The sequence below is a fragment of the Fuchsiella alkaliacetigena genome (assembly GCF_023227765.1).
In the GTDB taxonomy this organism is placed as follows: Bacteria; Bacillota; Halanaerobiia; order Halobacteroidales; family Acetohalobiaceae; genus Fuchsiella; species Fuchsiella alkaliacetigena.
This window is the reverse complement of sequence record NZ_JALKBZ010000018.1, coordinates 23,691-43,225: the sequence shown is the minus strand read 5'-3', so window position 1 is coordinate 43,225 and position 19,535 is coordinate 23,691. Positions and strand designations below refer to the sequence as shown.

The 19,535-nt window shown below is 35.7% G+C and carries 17 protein-coding genes and 1 tRNA gene; 1 reads left to right on the top strand and 17 read right to left on the bottom strand.

Annotated elements, in window-relative coordinates:
- Positions 1-45: 45 nt before the first annotated feature.
- The 4 genes from MWH30_RS07120 to MWH30_RS07105 form a co-directional block, all read right to left on the bottom strand.
- The gene (locus MWH30_RS07120; RefSeq protein ID WP_308221605.1) at positions 46-1,623 is read right to left on the bottom strand and encodes an NADH-ubiquinone oxidoreductase-F iron-sulfur binding region domain-containing protein; all 1,578 of its coding nucleotides are present in this window, start codon (positions 1,621-1,623) and stop codon (positions 46-48) included.
- Positions 1,624-1,658: 35 nt separating this feature from the next.
- Complete coding sequence (locus MWH30_RS07115; protein ID WP_248663374.1) at positions 1,659-2,018, bottom strand: (2Fe-2S) ferredoxin domain-containing protein; 360 nt, start codon at positions 2,016-2,018, stop codon at positions 1,659-1,661.
- 29 nt (positions 2,019-2,047) lie between these two features.
- Positions 2,048-2,539, bottom strand: coding sequence for an NADH-quinone oxidoreductase subunit NuoE (nuoE, locus tag MWH30_RS07110; protein WP_248663373.1), 492 nt, complete (start codon positions 2,537-2,539; stop codon positions 2,048-2,050).
- Between the two features lie 266 nt (positions 2,540-2,805).
- Positions 2,806-3,426: a redox-sensing transcriptional repressor Rex gene (locus tag MWH30_RS07105; RefSeq protein WP_248663372.1), complete on the bottom strand. Its 621-nt coding sequence runs from the start codon at positions 3,424-3,426 to the stop codon at positions 2,806-2,808.
- A gap of 230 nt (positions 3,427-3,656) precedes the next feature.
- Between MWH30_RS07105 and lgt the strand changes: the two genes are divergently transcribed.
- Positions 3,657-4,427, top strand: a complete 771-nt coding sequence (lgt, locus tag MWH30_RS07100) for a prolipoprotein diacylglyceryl transferase (RefSeq protein ID WP_248663371.1) — start codon at positions 3,657-3,659, stop codon at positions 4,425-4,427.
- 57 nt (positions 4,428-4,484) lie between these two features.
- Here the strand turns inward: lgt and MWH30_RS07095 are convergent.
- The 13 genes from MWH30_RS07095 to MWH30_RS07035 form a co-directional block, all read right to left on the bottom strand.
- Positions 4,485-4,560: transfer RNA gene (locus tag MWH30_RS07095), tRNA-Phe, on the bottom strand.
- Between the two features lie 87 nt (positions 4,561-4,647).
- Positions 4,648-5,499 carry a branched-chain-amino-acid transaminase gene (gene ilvE / locus MWH30_RS07090; protein WP_248663370.1) on the bottom strand — a complete coding sequence of 284 codons (852 nt, stop codon included), beginning with the start codon at positions 5,497-5,499 and terminating at the stop codon, positions 4,648-4,650.
- Positions 5,489-6,088: an anthranilate synthase component II gene (locus MWH30_RS07085; RefSeq protein ID WP_248663369.1), complete on the bottom strand. Its 600-nt coding sequence runs from the start codon at positions 6,086-6,088 to the stop codon at positions 5,489-5,491. Before MWH30_RS07085 ends, ilvE begins: the two co-directional genes overlap by 11 nt.
- Positions 6,069-7,577: an anthranilate synthase component I gene (gene trpE / locus MWH30_RS07080; protein ID WP_248663368.1), complete on the bottom strand. Its 1,509-nt coding sequence runs from the start codon at positions 7,575-7,577 to the stop codon at positions 6,069-6,071. The genes MWH30_RS07085 and trpE overlap by 20 nt, the downstream gene beginning before the upstream one ends.
- A 123-nt stretch (positions 7,578-7,700) precedes the next feature.
- Entirely contained in the window at positions 7,701-10,112 is a 2,412-nt protein-coding gene (locus MWH30_RS07075; RefSeq protein ID WP_248663367.1) for an MASE3 domain-containing protein, read from the bottom strand.
- Between the two features lie 79 nt (positions 10,113-10,191).
- Positions 10,192-12,012 (bottom strand): hypothetical protein, encoded by a 1,821-nt coding sequence (locus MWH30_RS07070; protein ID WP_248663366.1) that lies wholly within the window; start codon positions 12,010-12,012, stop codon positions 10,192-10,194.
- A gap of 109 nt (positions 12,013-12,121) precedes the next feature.
- Entirely contained in the window at positions 12,122-12,433 is a 312-nt protein-coding gene (locus MWH30_RS07065; protein WP_248663365.1) for an STAS domain-containing protein, read from the bottom strand.
- A 53-nt stretch (positions 12,434-12,486) separates the two neighbouring features.
- Positions 12,487-14,220, bottom strand: a complete 1,734-nt coding sequence (locus MWH30_RS07060; RefSeq protein WP_248663364.1) for a methyl-accepting chemotaxis protein — start codon at positions 14,218-14,220, stop codon at positions 12,487-12,489.
- 48 nt (positions 14,221-14,268) lie between these two features.
- Entirely contained in the window at positions 14,269-14,856 is a 588-nt protein-coding gene (locus tag MWH30_RS07055; RefSeq protein WP_248663363.1) for a chemotaxis protein CheD, read from the bottom strand.
- Positions 14,857-14,871: 15 nt separating this feature from the next.
- Positions 14,872-15,732: a CheR family methyltransferase gene (locus tag MWH30_RS07050; RefSeq protein ID WP_248663362.1), complete on the bottom strand. Its 861-nt coding sequence runs from the start codon at positions 15,730-15,732 to the stop codon at positions 14,872-14,874.
- Positions 15,733-15,764: 32 nt separating this feature from the next.
- Complete coding sequence (locus MWH30_RS07045; protein WP_248663361.1) at positions 15,765-17,897, bottom strand: chemotaxis protein CheA; 2,133 nt, start codon at positions 17,895-17,897, stop codon at positions 15,765-15,767.
- Between the two features lie 13 nt (positions 17,898-17,910).
- Positions 17,911-18,291 (bottom strand): response regulator, encoded by a 381-nt coding sequence (locus MWH30_RS07040; protein ID WP_248663360.1) that lies wholly within the window; start codon positions 18,289-18,291, stop codon positions 17,911-17,913.
- A 416-nt stretch (positions 18,292-18,707) separates the two neighbouring features.
- A complete protein-coding gene (locus tag MWH30_RS07035; protein ID WP_248663359.1) occupies positions 18,708-19,391 on the bottom strand; it encodes a Crp/Fnr family transcriptional regulator in 684 nt (227 codons plus the stop codon).
- Positions 19,392-19,535: the final 144 nt, after the last annotated feature.

Sequence of the window (19,535 nt, the reverse complement as noted above, 5' to 3'; positions counted from 1 at the left end):
ACTCCTTCCGTAAACCATTATCAGTTATTATGATTTTGTTATTCATTAAGCTTCCACTTCCTCTTCATCTTCTTCTAGCAAGTGTCTATACTGCGGGAAGTGTTCTATATAGTTTTTCTGGATAATAGCATCCACTGGACATTCCGGTTCACAAGCACCACAAGCATTACAGTCTTCCTCATTAATTTCATGGATTTCTTCTAATCTTCCATCTACAACATCTATTGGACAGGCATCTATGCAATAAGTACAGCCAATACACTTTTCATAATCAATTATATAACCTGGTAATAAGTTTTGACAGACTCCTCCTGGACACTCATCATTCTTAATATGAGCTTCATACTCATCTTCAAAATATCTTAAAGTACTCAATACCGGATTTGGAGCTGTCTTACCTAAGCCACACAAGGAAAGCTTTTTAACACTTTCAGCTAAGGTTCTTAATAACTCTAAGTCCTCTTCTTCGCCTTCTCCTTGAGTAATTCTATTTAAAATTTCCAACATTCTTCTAGTTCCTTCACGACAAGGAGTACACTTTCCACAGGACTCACTTTGAACAAAGTTTAAGAAAAATCGAGCTACATCCACCATACAACTGTTTTCATCCATTACTACTAAACCGCCGGAACCCATCATTGCTCCTGCTTCAATCAAAGAATCATAGTCTATAGGTAAATCTAGTTTTTCATCAGGTAAGCAGCCTCCGGAAGGACCACCAATCTGCACTGCTTTAAACTCTTTATCGTCCTGTATTCCTCCACCTATGCCAAAAATTATCTCTCGCATAGTAGTTCCCATCTCTACTTCAGCTAACCCAGTGTTTTCAATCATTCCTGTTAAAGCAAATACCTTAGTCCCACTGCTATCTTCAGTTCCTAATTCTTTAAAACTAGCAGCTCCTTCTCTAATAATTATCGGTATATTTGCAAAGGTTTCTACATTATTGATGTTAGAGGGTTTATCCCATAAACCTTTATTAGCCGGAAAAGGTGGTCTAGGAGTAGGCATTCCTCGCTCACCTTCTATAGAAGCCATTAAACCTGTCTCTTCACCGCAAACAAAGGCTCCAGCTCCAGCCTTGATCTGCAATTTAAAGTTAAAGCCACTACCGAAAATATCTTCTCCTAATAAACCCTTTTCTTCAGCTGCTGTAATTGCTTTTTCCAAACGCTTGATAGCTAAAGGATATTCTGCTCTAATATAAATATAACCTTCATCTGCTCCGATAGCATAACCACCAATAATCATCCCTTCAAGTATGCTATGCGGATCCCCTTCTAATAAACCTCGATCCATAAAAGCTCCCGGGTCACCTTCATCAGCATTACAGATTATATATTTTTTATCTCCCGAAGCATCATAAGCAAACTGCCATTTCATTCCCGTGGGGAATCCTCCTCCCCCTCGACCTCTTAAGCCTGATTCTTTTACCTCATCTATTACTTCCTGAGGCTTCATCTCAGTTAAAACTTTACTTAAAGCTTGATAACCATCGCTAGCAATATAGTCCTCTATACTTTCCGGATCTATAAAACCACAGTTAGCCAAGGCTAATCTTCGTTGACTCTTATAAAAATCTAAATCTTGATAACTGGGAATATTCTCTTCATTTGTCGCCACAGCTTCTCTACCTCCTTTAATAACTTAGATTAAACCTATTCTTCCATTTTAGCTACAACTAAGTCCCTAACAATATTACCATTTTCTAAATGTTCGCTAATCAGTCTCCTTGCATCCTCAACACTTAAGTTTCCATAAGTAACTCGAGTTTCACCGGGCAGTTTTACATCTACTAAAGGTTCTTTTTCACACAAACCTATACAGCCCGTCTTTTTAACTATTACTTCCAACTCTCTTTCTTCCAACTCAGTTTCTAAGGCAGTTAATATATCTTTAGCCCCAGCAGAAATTCCACAAGTTCCCATTCCAATGATTAACTGGGCCTGCTCAGCCTGCTTTTCTAACTTACTCTGTACCTCTTTTTGTAAGTTATCCAATTCTGCTACAGATCTCATTCCTTTTTCACCTCCATATGAACTTCAAATTATTCTCCATATTGAGCCAAGATTTCTGGAACATCTTCTGGTGTTAGCCGACCATGAGTATCGTCATTAACCATTATCACTGGAGCTAAACCACAAGCACCAATACAAGCTACTGATTCTATAGTAAATAGCAAATCATCAGTAGTTCCTCCGTCTTCAATACCTAGCTCTCCTTCAAGTTCATCTAAAATCTTAGCTGCTCCTCGAACGTGACAGGCAGTTCCCATACAAACTCGAATAATATATTCACCTCTAGGTTCTAAGTAAAATTGAGAATAAAAAGTAGCAACTCCATAAACTTGACTAAAGGAAATGCCTAGGTAATCAGCTACCTCCTTGAGAACTTCTTGCGGAAGATAACCATATTCCGCTTGCGTTTCTTGTAAGATCGGAATTAAGTTCTTTTGTTTTTTTTCATAACCTTCCAAAATCTCTTTTACAAGTGTTAAATCCAATTCTTCTTCAACACAGTCGCATTGTTGCGAACACATAAATTTGACCCCTCCTTTAACATTTAATAATGATTTTTCATAAAATAAAAAATCTAAAAAACACTTTACTATACTAATTTCTATAAATAGACCAGTTATTCCTTTTTATTAGCACAAAAATGAACACTTTAGTAGGGCTATTAAGCTAAAGTGTTCAACTAATTAAAAATACTATTACATTTATTTAACTATTTTCAAAGAAATCCCTTCTTTTTTAACTGATTTTTTTAAGATATTAGTTAAAACACTTTAGTTGTTTTATATTTTTATGTTAAGTGATAAGCTAAACTGATCAAACCAATAGAAAGGTCTTCATTTCTTAATTGAATATCATGAGGAACCTTAATATGAGTAGGAGCAAAGTTCCAAATAGCTTTTACTCCTCCAGCTATCAATTTATCAGCCACCTCTTGAGCTACTTCCGGCGGCACAGCTATAATTCCCATCTTTATCCCTTCTTCTTCAATTAGATCTTCTAAATTATCTATATCTTCAATCTCAATTCCTGAAAACTCCTCCCCAATCTTTTCAGGAGCAGCATCAACTACATAATCAATATTTAAGTCCAACTTGCGAAAGCCCTGATATCTAACTAAGGCTTGACCTAAATTACCTGCTCCTACTAGAACTATCTTCCATTCATTCTCTAAACCTAAGATCTTTCTCAAGTACTTTAAAAGTAAGGAAACTTCATAGCCTACTCCTCGACGACCAAACTCACCATAGTAGGATAAGTCTTTTCTTACTTGAGTAGAAGGAATTCCAATTTTCTCACCTAATTCTTTGGAAGAGATCACCTCCACTCCATGCTTATCTAGCCTCTGTAAACAACGATAATATATAGGTAACCTCTCAATGGTAGTAGCAGGTGTAATTACATCTGGCATATTTTCACCTCCCTATTAATCGACTAATTAAAGCTATAACTATTTCAACTAAATAAAAAAATTCTTTGCTTAAAATTACTTACTTAATTATATACTATAACAATTAAATTTACAATTGGACTTATTATATAAGTTACTAAGAATTGTCTTTATAATTACTTTACATCCTCAGCTAATTATATTATGATGTTAATAAACTCAAAACAAAGTTAGTTAGGAGGTACTTAGAAATGTTTAAACCCAACTATATAGATCCAGTAGCCTTTGAAATAGGTTCCTTTTCAATCCATTGGTATGGAATTATTATAGCTACAGCTATTTTTAGCGGCTTGATTATTGCTCTTAAAGAATGTGAAAAACAGGACATAGATTCTGAATCATATATAGATTTAATCATAATCATGCTGCCTATAGCTATTATCGGGGCCCGAATCTACTATGTTATTTTTAATTGGAGCTATTATAGTCATAATCTCTCCAGTATATTTGCCATTTGGAAAGGTGGATTAGCTATTCACGGGGCCATAATCAGTGCTACTTTAACAGCTCTTATTTTCACTAGTAAAAAAGGAATTAATTTTTGGACCATAGCCGATATAACTGCTCCTAGCTTAATCTTAGGGCAAGCTATTGGCCGTTGGGGCAACTTTATTAATCAAGAAGCCTACGGTTATGCTACTGACCTACCTTGGGGAATCTATATTGACGGTGCTTATCGCCATCCTACCTTCTTATATGAATCACTATGGGGAATAGCTATCTTTATTTTTTTAGTTAAAATTAAAAAAAGCAGTAAAATTAAAACAGGAGAACTATTCTTAATATATCTCATTGCTTATTCCGGAGGTAGATTATTCATTGAAGGGTTTCGCACCGATAGCTTAATGATAGGCCCGTTGCGAGTAGCCCAATTAGTCAGTATTTTAGGAATCCTCATTTCCAGCGGATTAATTTATTGGCGCAGAAAAACTAATAATAGATCAGAAAAGATGGCTAAATAGCCATCTTTTCTTAAATCGTAATTATATAAAATGAAACATACGACTATTAGCCAAAGATGGTGGCGAGACCCGGATTCGAACCGGGGACACGAGGATTTTCAATCCACTGCTCTACCACCTGAGCTATCTCGCCCTTACTAATGTTATTGCAAGCATATAATACTATAAATATATCCTTTTGTCAATGACCTCTAGTAATTAACAAAGCACCAATTAATATTTATTCTGGACGTGGAAATCCTTTTAATATTTTTGCTGTAACTGGTCCACAAGTACCTTCTCCAATCACCCTACCATCTATTTCAACTATAGGGATTATTTCTACTGAAGTTACAGTAGCAAAAACTTCATCGGCTGTATAAAAGTCATACCTAGTTAAGTTCTCTTCTTTAACTGTTAAGCCTAAACTTGGAGCTAACTCAATTACTACTTCTCGAGTTACTCCAGCTAAAACTCCTGCTGATAAAGGAGGAGTCTTTAATTGCTTATCTTTAAGTAAAAATAAATTACTTACTGTACCTTCAGTGATAAACCCTTGTTGATTTAACATTATTCCATCATCGGCACCTACTAATTTAGCTTCAGCTTTTGCTAAAATACTATTTAAAAAATTACAGGATTTAATTCTCGGATTTACTGTTTCATTATGATTTCTGCGAGTAGGAACCGTAGTTACCTTCCAGCCCTGTTCATAAAACTCAGGGCCCGGAGTCTCGAGCTCCTTAGCAATTACCATCAAGGTTGGCTCTACCTCCACCGCAGGATCAATCCCAATTCCAGCTTCTCCTCGCGAAAGACTAATTCTAATATAGGCATCCTGCTCTGTTAAACCATTAGCCTCTACAGTAGCCTCTATTTGCGCAGTTAACTCCTCTTTACTCCAGGGGATATCCAAAAGTACTGCTTTAGCTGAAGCAAAAAGTCTATCTAAATGCTCAGCCAGCTTAAATATCTGTCCTTGATAAGAACGAAGCGTCTCAAAAATCCCATCACCATAAAGATAGCCTCGATCCAATGGCGAAATTCTAGCCTCAGCTAGAGGCTTGATCTCGCCATTGATATTAACCAGCATAGTCAATCACATCACGATCCAGTTTTGGTAGTTCTAAAAAGTTAGCTAAAAGATCGTGACCTACTCTAGTTAATATGGATTCCGGATGAAACTGTAGTCCAACTATCTCGTATTCTTTATGTCTAATTCCCATAATCTCATCGGCTTCAGTATAAGCAGTAATTTCAAAGCAGTCAGGAATTGTTTCTCGGTCAATAATCAAAGAATGATATCTAGTAGCTATAAAAGGAGACTCTATCTCCTCAAAAATACCCTCTCCATCATGATAAATTTCCGAAGTTTTACCATGCATCAAGTTTTCAGCCCTAACAATATCCCCTCCGAAAACATGGCCTATACATTGATGGCCTAAACAGATCCCTAAAATAGGAATCTCTCCTTTAAACCTTCTAACTACTTCATTAGAGATACCTGCTTCTAAAGGAGTACAGGGCCCGGGTGAAAGAATTATCTTCTCCGGAGCTATCTCCTCTATTTCCTCGATAGTAATCTTATCGTTTCGATGAACTACCATCTCCGCTCCCAATTGACCACAGTACTGCACCAAATTATAAGTGAAAGAGTCATAATTATCGATCATCAGAATCATAGATATCACCTTTTTCTACAATAGTAATAGTTTTTAATAAGGCTTCTGCCTTTTTCAAAGATTCATCATACTCCTTACGCGGAATAGAGTCATCAACTATTCCTGCTCCAGCCTGTACATAGGCTCTACCGTCCTGAATTACCATAGTTCTGATTACTATATTTAACTCCATCTCTTCGCCAAAGCCCAAAAAGCCAATAGCTCCCGTATAGGGCCCGCGTCTGACCGGTTCTAACTCTTCAATAATCTCCATAGTTCTTACCTTAGGCGCTCCGGTAATGGTTCCGCCGGGGAATACGGCCCTTAAAGTATCAAATCTATCGCTGTCTTCGTGTAACTTTCCTCTGACATTGGAAACGATATGAATTACGTGAGAGTACTCCTCAATCACCATTAACTCATTAACTTCCACACTTCCGTAATCAGAAACCCTGCCTAGGTCATTTCGCTCCAAATCGACTAACATAATATGCTCTGCTCTTTCCTTAGGGTGATTAATTAATTCCTCAGCCAAAGCCTCAGTTTCCTCTTTTGTCTCTCCCCGAGGTCTAGTACCAGCAATAGGTCTAGTCTCTACCTTACCATCTAAAGAACGTACTAATAACTCCGGCGAAGAACTAACAATCTGTAAATCACCAAAGTTCAAATAAGCCATATAAGGAGAAGGATTTAGTTTACGCAACACCTTATAGATAGTAAAAGGCTCTTCAGTAACTGGAGCATCCACCCTTACTGATAGATTTACCTGAAAGATATCTCCAGCCTTAATATACTCTTTAGCCTGTCGCACAGCATCAGCAAAACCATCCTTAGTAAAACTAGCCTGATAGTCTAAGTCTTCTTCATTAAAGGAAATATCATCAAACTCTCTAATCTGATCTTGATAGTCTTGCTCCTTTAAGTTGTTAATAATTCCTTCAATTTTTTCTCGAGCCTGTCCATATAATTCTTTAGTCTCTCCCCGGTCTAAGTGAATATTAACAACTACCATTAATTCATCAGCAAAATGGTCAAAAATAAAGACTGTATCAGTAAATACAAAATAAACTTCCGGTATTTCTAAATCATCTTCAGCATCTTCAGGAAGCTCTTCAAAAAATCTACCTACATCATAACTAAAATAGCCTATTGCTCCTCCGTAAAATTTAGGCAAACCATCTATCTTAACCGGCTGATAGCTATCCATAATCTCTTTTAACTTCTGTAATGGATTAACTTCAACTTCAGTAACCTCTCCTTGCTCTGTAATTTCTACCTGGTAGCCCTTACTTTTAAAGGTCATATAGGGCTGATAACCCAAAAAAGAATATCTAGCAATATTTTCCGGCCCTTTTCCACTCTCCAACAAAAAAAATTGACTATCATCGCCTTCTAATTTTTCCATAACGGAAATCGGCGTCTCTTCATTCAAGGATACTTTTTTATAAACTGGTATTATATTCCCTTTTTTCTCCAGTGCTTCAAGTTCTTCTTCAGCGGGAGAATACAATTATATCTCACCCTTTCTCTGTTAGGTCTTTAAATTAATAACTGTTCTGAATATTCTGCAAAAATAAATCTACAACCCATTCTCTACCATTAATAATCCTTTATTATTATACATCAACTTAAATTATTTTGCAAATGTAGCTTGAGTACTTGCTAACTCCCAACCCATAGCTATTTTATTTCCTTCTTTATTAAAGGTAACCCGGTCAGCTGAAAGCTTGATTAACTCTATCCCTCTACCTCGCTCCTGAGCAGAAAGTAAGTCTACTTCTTCTGAAAGCACCTTTTGCCAATTAAAACCAGAGCCAGCATCAAAGACACTAATTACTAATTGCTTATCAGTCCAGTAAGCCTGAATTTCAATTTCACCTTCCCCATCAACATGTTCAACGGAGTTAGTAAGTGCTTCATAAGCTGCCATATAAACCATATCTAAATCGATATCTAAACAAGATAACTCCTCTAAGACATTTCCTAATACCTGATCAACTAACTCAATTTCCTGTTGGCATGTCCACTTTTTAACTTCAAAATCCAAACGAGAATAAATACCTAATACAGCCATATCATCTGCTGGCATATCTTTATCTAAGTCCCTTAAGGTATCGTTTAGAATTCTTTCTATCAGCTCCTCCAAAGAAAGTAAACCAAAAATACTAGTTAATAGTTCATTTATCCGCTGATCTCCATCTTCAGATTCTGCTACCATAAAAGGTTCATCAACTCCATCGGTATAGACTATTATAGCCTCTCCAGAGTTTAATTGGATAGAGTTAGTACCAAAAACAGGCGGGTTAGCAACTCCATTAATTAACATCCCGTGGCTATCAGGGAGCTTTTGAGGAAATTTAGACATACTTAACTGTAAGGCACGAATAGCTCCCGCAGTAGCATACTCCAACTCCATAGTTTCCAAACATAAAAAGCCCAAAAAGACCTCCAAAGAATAATCATCAGGAAAGTTCTGTTTTTGAAAATCAGTATGTAAGCGTTGCAATAGTTCTAAAGGAGAGTTTAATTCTCCCAACTCCATTTCTCTTCTAAAAAAGCTACTCACAAAAACAGTAATTAAAGCTGCATCCAAACCATGTCCAGTTACATCAACCATTAAAAATACTACTTTGTTATCTTGCAAATATAAATTATAATAATCACCGCTAACCTCTTCTGTCTGCTGATAGTCTCCAGCTATCTCTATACCTGGAATATCTGGAAAAGACTTGGGAAATAAAGAGCTTTGCAAGTACTTAGCCTTCTCTAATCCTTCTTGAATATGAGCTTGAAACCGCTTCCGTTCAATTTCAATTCCTAACGCTTTAGCTAAGGTGCTCATAGCCTCTAAACTCTGGGTTGCTGCTTTTTTAGGACTAGTAAAAAGAGTGCATAAAACCCCTACAATCTCTCCCTCAACCTGAACTGGACAACCGATATAAGTTTCCAAATTATAAGCTTTAACACTAGGGTCGGTCTCAGCAAATCTAGAATTCTGTAAGTCCTCTATAACTATCGGCTCATAGCCCCCTTGCTTTACTACATACTCACAAAGATGACCAGCAGCAGTATCTACTTTAATTAAGTTTGGAGGAGCATTCCAAGTATTCCTGATATAAAGCTTACCTCGTTTTAACTCATTATAAAGGGCCGTATCCGCTTTAAGTAACTTACCTGTAGTTGCTACTATACTATCTATATTGCTTTTATGATCAGCTCCAAAGGATAAAAAACAGTTATTAACCATCCTTACATTAGCTTCAGCCTGCTCTATGTTTCTATAAAGTAATGAATGAGGCTTTTGTAGTCCTTTGCTAACAATAGCCTTATACAGAGCATAAAAAGAAATTAGATAAAAGATATGTCCACCGAAATTACTAATTCCATAAATATCTGTATAAACCGTAAAAAATAGCTCAGCAATAATGCTCATCAGTATAGCTAAAGATAGATAGCGCTTAAGCTCTGCTTCAAGCTGTTCCTGCTGACGAAGCTGATAAAGAAAAATACCTAAAATAAATACCAAAAAATATTCACTATAAATCTTAAAAGAGGTTAAACCGACTCCCTCTTCAAAACAGGTAGGAAAAATCGGATAAACCAAGATTGTTACTATAGCTAAAGCTGTATAGAATCCATAAGCTAGAGCAATCTTTTTTAGACTATAATTTTTATTTTGTTTAGCCAGCATTATAGTAGCAGCTACTAAAGTAAAAGTTTCTAAATATCTAGCAGCCATCCAGAACTGAGTAGGAGGGTCAGGTCCTAAATTAGGTAAAATGTTTATCCCATCATAAGTAATCGTATGAAAAAAAGTTAAAACAGCTACAAACAGATAACCTATCCCTAAAAATAAAAGAGAATCATCTTCAGCTAAGTCACGAGTATTCCAGGCTACTATAAAGATACTTACTGCTACTAACATGGCCCAGCCTTCGACTAAACTATGAAATAACAGAAAGTCCAGTCGAGCCATAATATAAAGTGCAACTAACAATACTCCAGCTACTGGTATTATAATTGGTATATATTTTTTGCTATTCATAAAAAATTCACCACCTTAATCCCACTATAAACTTCAAACATCAAAAAATAAGCAGTTTATCACCATAATTCAAATCTATTTAAAAAAGTACCAAGCCTTCTTCAGCATCTTCTCCATCATTAAAATCATCATTTTTACTGCTATTAATACTAATCTGCTTCTGCTCAAACTCTGCCAAAAGCTCTCGCAGCTTTGCTTTTTCTAAACTTTGTTCTCTAGCATCAATACCTGTCAGTTCTATTAGCTGAACCTCGTTTTCATTTTTTAATTTCAGTAACTGCTCTTCTATCTCCTGTAATCTATGTAGTAAGTTTTGAGCCGCCAACAGTTCCTCAGTTATTTCATCAATCTCTGCAAATAATCTCTCGGCTGAAGACCTGAGGGCCCAAATAGCTTCCGAAATTAACTGCTCTACCATACCTAACTCTTCTTGACACACAGAAATTTTTCCACTCATATCACCAATATTTTCCTGATTAACATTCAGAATGTCCTTAAACTTCTCTAAATCCACCTCTAAAGACTCCTTAAGCTCCCAAACAAGCTCTTCATTATCCTCAACCTCCGCAGCAATTTCAGCAGATATCTGACTTATTTCCTGCCCGAAAGACTTATTTCCTGTTTCTAAGCGAGATAGTTCAATCTTACTTAATAGCTTAAGCTTCTGTAAAAAATCAACTCGTCCTTTAATAGAAATAATCCATTCTTCTATTTCAGTTACCAATTTATAAAAGTGGTGATCAAAGTCAGAAATATCCTCAATCTCTTGCTCTAATCTAAGCAGTCCTACCGAAAACTGTTCAATAAAAGAGTTTATCTCTTTAAATATCTCCTCTACACTACTATAAGTATTTAGTTCCTGCTCTCCTCCTAAAAAGTCAGTAATCAGCTTCCCATCCTGACGCAGACTATTTGTATCATCCCTTATTTTATCTAAGCAAGTACATAGTTCATTTAAAGAACTATTAAGCTCCTCTTTAACTATATCTAAAGAATCCACCGCCAAATCCAAAAATTGAACTGTAAACAGTTGAAAATCTACTTTACCCTCTTTTATAAATTCCGATTCCAGCTCGCGAATACTATTTAAACCATTATTTATAAACTCCAAGTTCTGCTCAATCAGATCCTGACTCTGAATAGAAATCATCAGTTCTTGTATAGGCTCCATAGCTACTTTAATATTTTCAATTAAATCCGCTAATAGTTCGTTGATTATAGTTAAAGATTCAAAAATCACCGAAATAATCTCCTCAAACTGATCTATCTGTTCTATATTTAACTGTTGATGACACTCTAATAACTTTTCTAAGTTTTCTACAAACTGCAAATTCCAGTTATAAAGCTTATTAGCCGAACTCTGCATCTCAGTATAATAACTTTTAAGTTCAGTAGCTACCTTTTTAATATTATCGGCCACTACACCAAAACCAACTCCTCCATTTTCTAAGTTAGCAGCATAAATCATAGCATTCATTGCTATCAGTTCTACATCTGTAACTCGCTCTTTAATTTCAATCAATTTATCAGTAAGATGATCAATGTTAATCTGCTTAGCAGCATCCTCTTTATTAAGTAATAGACTATCTATTGTCTGACGAATAGTCTCTTCATCGATCATCTTTTTTCTATTTTGACTTAAATTAGCAGAAATTGTTGATAAAACCTCAGATAGCTTATACATATCTTCAGAATCACTACTCTCCGCTATCTGCTTATCATTTGAAGGCAAAAAGTACTCTAGTAAAATGTCCATTTCTTGAATAGTCAACTCTATTTCCCTTTCAATCTCAGGCAACTGCTGATAAATACTCCCATAAATATCTTGAGTCTGATTTATTAACTCATCTATTGCAGAAGTTAATTCTTTAACTTGAGGTTCTAAATCAACTTTCCCCATTAGCTAACCTAGCCCCTTTCCTATAATAAATTAAGGCCTGAGTTCAGCAGATAAATCCTATTTTGTGCTAGCTAGCATTACTAAACCCAGGCCTATATTATTAATAATCTTAACTTAATCCCTCAATATCTATTACTTTATTTAGATGAATCATCTTAAACATCTTCTTTACGTAATCACTGCTGACATTGATAATTCTCAACTTACCATCTCTTTCCTTCAGCTTTTTATGAAAGAGCAACAGCTTTCCTAAGCCAGAGCTGTCTATGCTATCCACATTAGTAAAGTCAATTATAATTTCTTCATAGCCTTCTTCATAGATAGCCAGCAAATCCTCTTTTAAATCCTGTGAATTAGTAATATCAATTCTAGACTCCGGAGTAATAGTAGCCTTATAGCCTTCTTCCTTCTTAATTTGCATTTTGAATCCCTCCTAATTTATATTATGGAAACTGAAAAAGCTTCCGCAAAAACTTAGAATTTTTCAAAATCATCTTCATTAAAGTAATTACCTTCTTCAGAAGTCGAAGCAGCCTCTGAGCTTTCATTGCTCATCTTTTTTTCATTTATTCTATCCTGATTCCTTACTTTATTATCTCTATTCATCGACCTCCCTTGTTGATTCTCTTCTCTGTGACTTATATTTCTATTTTGCTCTGCTAGCTCGAAGTTAGAAACTAAACTTTTTAACTGAGCCGCCTCACTATTCATATTCTCACTAGAACTAGCAATCTCCTCCACTAAAGAAGCATTTTGCTGAGTAACTTGGTTTAACTCCTCTACTGCACTGCTGATTTCATCGGCAGCCACATCCTGTTCTTTTAAGGCAGCAGCAATCTCTCCTATTACATCGGTTATCTTTTGAGCATTAACTACAATTTCTGCTAATACTTCATCTGTTTCCTCCATCAGTCTATTTCCTCTATTGATCCGCTCAATGCTATTATTAATTAACTTTTCTATCTCTTCAGCAGACTCAGCCGTACGCCCAGCTAAGTTTCTAACTTCGGCCGCTACTACTGCAAAACCTTGTCCAGCTTCACCGGCTCGCGCTGCCTCTACTGCTGCATTTAAGGCTAATAAGTTAGTCTGAAAAGCAATATCGTTAACTTTAGAGATTATCTCCGCAATATCCTGACTACTATCAGTAATCTCTTCCATAGCACCTTGCATTTCATCGATTACCTCTTCCCCTTGTTCAACACTTTCTAAAGTCTGAGTGGAAAGATTATCGGCTTCGCTAGCATTAGCCGAGGAGGCATTAATAGAAGAAGCTATCTCTTCAATAGTAGATGAAAACTCCTCTAAAGAAGAAGCCTGCTCCTGAGTTCGTTGCGAAAGATCCTGATTACCAGTAGAAATCTCTTCCGCTGAGTTACTGACCATATCGGAAGAATCACGAACCTTTAACATTATATCGTTTAACTTAGCAATAAAGGCATTAAACCAGTAAGCTAAATCACCTATTTCATCATTAGCAGCAACATCGATGGTCTGCGTTAGATCTCCTCCCCGCTCGGTAGCTTCCTCTAAAAAGTCCACTACTTCATTTACAGGCCTGGAAATTCTACCACTTAAAAATAAGGCGATAGCTACAGAAATAATTACCGCTAAAATAGAAGCAATAATTAAAACCTGTTGAGCAGCCTCCCCTTGCTGGGCAGCTCCCGCTACATAATCAGCTCGTTCAGCATCTAAATATGCTTCTAGTTCATCTAGACTTGCTCTAACCTCAGCTAGATGCTCTTGAGTTTCCGTCTGATAAACTGCCAAAGCTTCTTCGTAGGCTTCTTCAGAGTCTAAACCGCCTTCGGCAAAAATATCTACAATTTCTGCAGCTGATTCATGTAAGTCTATATGTGGTTCCTCAATTGCTAAAAATATCTCTTGAAACTCTCTACTACTTTCTTCAAACTCCTCCGACTCCAAAGTATTATAGTACCATAATCCAAAGTCACACTGACTAGCATCCAGCTCACCGGTAAACTCTTCCCCTGAAATAAAGGTATCGGCTAACTGATTAACCCAGTCTAAGTGATCTACCTCTTTTTCTACGCTAAAGATTATAGTCTCCATATTATCTAGAGCAGCAGTATTAGCTTCATCAACTCTATTTACCATTATAAAAGAAACACTAGCCATAACTATCATCAATAACAGAACTATTCCAAAACCTATTAATAATTTGGGTCTGATATTTAATTTCATATTACCCACCTCCTATAATAGTTTAGCAAACTATAGTTTAAAAAGTAATTATTCAAAAAGTGTCAATTCACTCTCTTTTTCAGCACTCGACTTCATTTTCTTTAGTAACCTCTTCTCTTCAGCTACAGTATCCTTGATCTGTTCAGATATCTCAATTCTTTTTAAATAAACTGTAAAACTATCAGGTAAAAAGTAGATTTTTCTACCTCCCTTCCCTCCTAAGTCACTAGCTACAATAGGAATATTTTCCATATTTAAAAAGGTTAATACAAATTCTACATTGGATTCAGCTACATTATTTAAACTACCTTTAACTACTTTGCCTCCTCCAAAAACTTTAGCCTCCAAACCTCCTCTATGAGCTCCTAACTTCATCATATTATTAATCATAATTTCCATAGCGTGAATTCCATAGCGAGCATCTTCATTATGTATTATATCCTCCAGTTGCCTAGTACTGGGCAGCATAAAGTGGTTTATCCCTGAGACTTTGCTAACTCTATCTCTCATACAGACTGAAACACAAGAGCCTAATAAGGTCTGCAATACAATATTTTGTTCTGTAGTAGTATGCCATTCTCCAGTAAATATCTCGTAGACATAGCGATTAAATTTAGTATCGAATCTTTTCCTCACTAAACGATCCTCCTTTTAAGGGAGTCTTTGGTATATAGTAGCTTCGACTAAACGCCAATCTCCAGCTTCTTCATCCATTAGGTCAATTTTTTCTGAATGGCCCAGCATTAGCAAGCCACCAGGAGCCAAGTGTTCATAAAAGCGCTTTAAAACTCTCTTTTGAGTTTGAAGGTTAAAGTAAATAAAAACATTACGACAAAAGATGATATCTAACTCTTCCCCAATAGGATACGGCTCTGGGCTAGTTAAGTTAATCTGTTTAAAAGAAATCAAGCTCCGCAGAGACTTTTTTACTTTGAACAGACCTTGATTAGGGCCCGTACCTAATTTAAAATACTTAGTCAATAGCTCATAGGGAATATCTTCTACCTTTTTTTGAATATAAACTCCCTCTTGAGCCTCTCGCAATACCTCGGTATTAATATCCGAAGCTAAAATGGATATCTGCCAATCCTCTTGCTCGGCAAAGTAATCCTTTAATACTATAGCTAAGCTATAAGGTTCTTCACCGGTAGAACAGCCAGCCGACCAAGCTCTTAAGCTCTTCTTTCGAGCTGATCTTTGAGCTTCAGCCTCCAACTTAGGTAAAAAAGAATGCTTTAAATACTCAAAGTGATGATCCTCTCGAAAAAACTTAGTTACGTTAGTAGTAATTAGATTAAACATAGTTTCTAACTCAGCTGAATCTTTCTCTAAAAAATCAATATACTCATCAAAAGTACTTAAGTTTAACTTTCTAAGCCTTTTAGAAAGTCGGGAAATAATCAAAGGCTTCTTACTATCGGTTAGATTAACTCCTATAGAATCATAGACTAAACGCCGGATTCTTTCAAACTCTGCTTCTGAGAGTCTACCTTTATTTGTTTTTTCAGCCATACATCTACCACACTCCTAAAAAACAGCTTAAATCAAAGCTGATTAGTAAGCCCCTGCCCATCATCTAATCTTTTTCTGATTAAACGGAACAGAGAAGAAACATCTAAGATTAAAGCTACTTCACCATCACCTAAAATAGTAGCTCCAGCAATTCCTTCCGCCTGGCCCATATTCTTCTTAACATTCTTAATAACCACCTGTTCTTGACCAATTATCTCATCAGCCTGTAAAGCAATATTTTTCTGACCATCTTTAAGAATAATCAAAATTCCTTCATCAGTTTTAATGGGTCGATCTCCCATCTTCAATAGTCGATATAAAGTAAAGTAAGGTATGTACTTATCTCTAAGATTGACTATTAAACCCTGACCCTCTACCTGTTTAATATCCTGTTTTCTAGCATCAACGAACTCAATTATAGAAGTCAAGGGAATCAAGAGTCTTTCCTCTTCAACCCGAATAATTATTCCGTCAATAATAGCTAAGGTAAGCGGCAGCTTAATCTGAAACTTAGTTCCTTCATTCTTTTCAGAAAAGATCTTAATATCGCCCCGAATGCTCTTAATATTATTCATCACTACATCTAAGCCTACTCCTCGACCTGAAACATCAGTTACCTCTTTAGCAGTAGAAAAGCCCGGCTTAAATAACAAGTTTTTAATCTCTGCTTCGGAAAGGTCTTGACCAACTTCAACTACGCCTCTTTCGATAGCTTTGTTCAGCACAGCTTCTTCATCAATCCCTTGTCCATCATCGCTAATTTCAATTACAATATTACCTTCTTGATGAAAAGCATTTAGCTTAATAGTTCCTTTAGAGGGCTTACCTAGCTCTTTACGTTTAGCAGGTGTTTCTATTCCGTGGTCAATAGCATTCCTAACTAAATGCTTTAATGGGTCAGCTAATTGCTCAATAATCCTTCTATCTAGTTCAGTATCTTTGCCCTTGATTATCAGCTCTACCTCTTTATCCCTTTCCTTAGCTATATCCCTAACAATTCTTTGCACTCTAGTAAAGGTTCCTCCAATCGGAATCATACTAGCACTTAAAATTTCTTCTTGCACCTGTCTAATTATTTTATCTACTTCCTGAAAGGAATTAATTAACTCCGCTTGCAAAGAACGATCCATCTTATTAGTAAGATCTAACGTTAGGTCTTTAACTCTAGATTGAGCTATTAATAGTTCAGCTATATCATTTAAAACACCTTCTAAAATACTAGTTTCAACTCGTACTGTTTTAGTCTTTTTGCTTTTCCGAAAGTTTTTTTGAATATCAACTATTTTATCCACTTGACCATCAAAAACCTTACCCTGTTCAGCTAAAAGCTCACCAATCTTCTTTTGTTTTGCTAAAACTTTCTCTACATCTCCGGGAGAAATTAAACCTCTTTCCACCAGTAACTCTCCCGTCTTTTTATCACCACTAAACCAGTGATCTAGCTCATCACTAATATCAGTAATATTTATATTATTATCCTCTTTGACAAATATAAATATATCCTCTATATCTTCAATATCCTGCTCAGATTCTAAAAATACAGTCCAAGCTATATATAGCTTATGAGGGTCTAGTTCGTAGAGACAGTCTAGATCAGTAGCATTCACATAAGACTCCAAAATATTACCGCACTCATTCAATTCCAATAACAGCATTAGAGGATCAGTTCCAGTTTCAAATATATCCTTTCTAAATTCAAGATCAACCTTATAATACCTTTTCTCTGCACTTTGTTCAGGCTGAACCGATGATGTCTCTGTTGATTGAATCTCTTGGTCTTCCAATTTCCCATGATATAGTTGCAAGGCACTCTTTAAATCTTCAATCTCTGCTGCTAAGTTCTCACCTCTTAAGTCATTATTCTGTACCATCTGTCTTAATAAGTCGGTACCAGAAAAAAGCAAAGTGAAGACCTCTTCCGTAGCTTTAATATTAGCTTGACGAACTTCTTCCAAGATATTTTCTAAATAATGAGAGATATCACTAATCTTAGTCAAACCAACTAGGCCAGCTCCACCCTTAATGCTATGCATAGCCCTAAAAACCTCATCGATTAGTTCTTGATTTTGAGGCTTCTTTTCTAGCTCTAATAGTCCTGTCTCTAAAACTTCTAAATTCTCTTCAGTTTCTTCTATAAAAGTTTGAACTAAACTTTCATCTGTCATTAACTAGTCCCCCTTACTTAGCAAGTTTTTGAACTACATTTATTAGTTGTTCAGGTTTAAAGGGTTTCACTAACCAACCGGTCGCTCCTGCTTTCTTTCCCTCCATCTTTTTGCTTTCTTGAGACTCCGTAGTTAACACCAAGATAGGTAGAAACTTAAAGCTGGACATCTTCTTAACCTCTTTAATAAAGGTTATTCCGTCCATTTTAGGCATATTGATATCAGTAATAATCATTGCCGGCTGCTGGCCCTTAGCTTCTAAGCCTTCTAAGAGCTCAACTCCCTCTGCTCCATTTTCTGCTAACATAACCTCATAATTATTTTTTTCCAAAGTATATTTCAAAGACGCTCTCACAGTCTTAGAATCATCTACAGCAAAAATTAATTTTCCCATAACTTAATAGTTCTCACCTCCGTTAAATCTTTGAAAAACAAATCTAAAATAAACAGAAAAATTAGAAATAACTTATGTATTACTTCTACATTTTTTCACAATCTTCCTTGTTTTATTTACTTCTTTTTTAGAAAGTACTTAAGTACTTTTTTCACATTGCTGACTTACATCTTTAATTATTGAAATTATATCATGTTTAAAACAACCAGGTAAAGTCTTAACTTTATATTACAAAGACTAGCTTTATAATATGAAAATATTTTACTTTCTTTACTGCTGTAAAAGTAGTTTATTAAAGTTTCCAAAAATTTGTGACTATTTTACGGCATATATACTTTCTAATCAAATAGCAGCTGTTATAACTTAAGTAAGGTACTCTGAATCTTGCTCTAGGCAGGCTCTACAAAAAGAAAGTATTAATCCACCTTTTCTAGTTCATCAACATCATCAATGATTAAATACTTCCCTTGACCAGAAATCAAATCTTTATCTTTAAATTCGCTAAGTACTCTAATAGCTGTTTCGGTAGATATCCCTAACATATCTGCTATATCATCACGAGACATAGCTAACCTTAACTCGATCCCATCTTCTACAGGTTCATCTTTTCCAGCAGCTAAAGACATTAAAAAATTAGCCATCTTTTCTTTAGCTGATTTGGTTCCTAAAAGATAAATTTTCTCATAAGCTCGATCTATCTCATCAGCTAAGACTTTAAGAAATTTACTACTTAAATCTTCATTGAGAGATAACAACTTATCTAACTTATTTTTATTTAAGTAGCAGAGTATAGATTTTTCCATTGTTTCAGCTGTATGTCCATAGTTGCTTTTAGCTCTTAAAGCACATAAGCCTGCTATTTCCCCCTCTTTTAAAACTCTTAAAATCTGCCGTTCGCCTTCGCGAGATCTCTTATAGAGCTTAACCGCCCCTGATTTAACTATATAGCTACCATGCATCTTTTCTCCTTCGCAAAAAATAACTTCTCCTTTTTTTAACTGCTGATGAACCAAGAGTTCTTCTACTTCTGCTAATTCTTCTGGAGTTAGTCCAGCTAAAATAGTATTCATCCTCACCGCACATTGCACACATCCTTTCAAAATCAATCCCCCCTTGTTAAGTTTCTTGCTTCATACCCTAGTTTTTAAGACCCTTTTAAATATAAATTACCTTCATTATATCAAAAGTTTATAGTAAAATAAATACACCACTTTACAAGAAATCTAAATAAAAAATGCGACCAA